Consider the following 1,856-nt stretch of genomic DNA (forward strand, 5'->3'; position numbering starts at 1 on the left):
GAGGGCTGATGTCGGCCATCTGGGAAACTCCTGTCCTGAGAGTTGGTGGTCGGCAACCCCATCGTCTCAGGCAGGAGACCCGCCCGCACCTGTTATCCGCTAACCCCCGCGATAGCGGGTTCGTTCACTCCGGGCGTAAAGAGCTGACCCGAGCTGCTGCTGGACTGATCCGGCAGGCTAGAAACTCACGGGCCCACCCCCGGGGGTGAGCAGCTACTGAGAAGCGGATGACTCGCGGTTTACGGCCAGGGTTTGCCCCCGTTGACCGTTCAAAACCATGTATCTCTACATGCGCGACATCGTAAAACTCCATGGCCTTGTGGACGAGCCCGCGAACTTCGGCAATCCTAAGCGATTGTGCTCCTGGACCATCCACATTAGGATCATATAGCACCAGACTATCGCCGTCCAACCTCACGTTTGTTATGACCTCCACCCGAGCGGTGGGGAGCAAGACTTCAAGCATGAGTGTCGGTCCGTCTGTATCGACGATCCGAAAATCAACCATGTGATCTCGCGGGGCAATTTGGCGCTCCCTCGTTGCATACAAGATATGGGGGCGTGTAGCCAGATTAGGAACTGTTCACGTTTGGCCGATGATCATCCTGTACGGTGCCGGCTGGGTGACGCCGACGATATCGAGCAGAGTATCGAGGGAGCTCTTTCGCAGGCGCCTTCGGTACCAACGGAACAGGAACTCATCGAGATACGCCTGTAGCTGCTTCGGCCGGAGGCCGTGGTAGACGCCGAGCGCCCAGCGCTTCAGCTGGGCGAAGACCCGATGGATCCAGGGCAGCAGGATGTGCGCCGCCATCGATCCGATGACGATCGGTCTGTGGCCATGGTCCTGGAGTTCGCGGTAGGCGGGCAGACCGTCGCTGACGACCAAGCTGTTCGGCTCAATCGTGCTGCCGATGAACCGGTGCAAGGTCGGGCGATTGTAGTTCGGGATCGTTGCGAGGCGGATGCGCCCCGGCATGGTCGTCGGCAGGCCGTGTCGCTCGATGTCGCGGATTTCCACGGCGCCGACCAGCAGCATCTTGCCGAGAGCGCTGCGGCCCTGGCCGCCAGCGACCGGATCGGTCTTGCGGCGGAAAGGCAGTGACGCCTCGTCGACGTCCACGGTGCCGGTGAGCGGATCGCGATCCGGGTTCACCATCGCCCGCCGGATTTTCTGAAGCAGCAGCCAGGCATCCTTGTAGGAGTTGAGGCCAACGGCCGGCCAAAGCTGCATGGCCGAGATGCCGTTGGAGTGCGTGACCACCAGGTGTGCGGCCAGAAGCCACTTGCGCAGTGGGATCTCGCTCCGGTGCATCACCGTTCCAGCAGTGACCGAGGTCTGCTTGTCGCACGCCGTGTACTGCCAGGTGTGCCGTTTGCTCCGCAGGCGCCAGCCCTCGCCACCGCAGTGCGGGCACACGAAGCCGTCCGGCCACCGGTGCGTCGCCAGCGCGTGCGCGCAAGCGTCATCGTCCGGGAACCGGGCGTTGAAATTAGTGAGCGCGGTCGGTCGGCTCTCTTTGTTCCAGCGGGCGAACCTGACCCGCTACACTTGAGGCGCTGGCGGTCTCAGGTCAAGCCCTTTCGCCACAACATATAGCCCCGCCTGATGCAATGGGATGAGCCGTTTTTGTTATTATATACTCCGAGTCTCTGGAGACCCGAATTCGGGCTTGACGCGAGGTAGAATCGGGATTCAGCTGCGAGCATGATACGCCCCGGTTTCCTTTCCTTTGAAGATCGCCGCGAACTCGAAGCGTGCGTGCGTCGGCATCGCGTGGACCACGGCGTTGCACGGCGGGCAAATGCCCTTCTGCTGCTGGATGACGGCAAAAGTTGCGCCCAGATCGCGGAGT

General features: G+C 61.7%; 1 pseudogene. It reads right to left on the reverse strand.

Going from position 1 to position 1,856, the window contains the following annotated elements:
* Window positions 1–583: 583 nt before the first annotated feature.
* Window positions 584–1,510, reverse strand: a pseudogene (locus CKO28_RS27470) (IS1595 family transposase); the annotation flags it as partial.
* Window positions 1,511–1,856: the final 346 nt, after the last annotated feature.

The organism is Rhodovibrio sodomensis, from assembly GCF_016583645.1.
Classification (GTDB): domain Bacteria; phylum Pseudomonadota; class Alphaproteobacteria; order Kiloniellales; family Rhodovibrionaceae; genus Rhodovibrio; species Rhodovibrio sodomensis.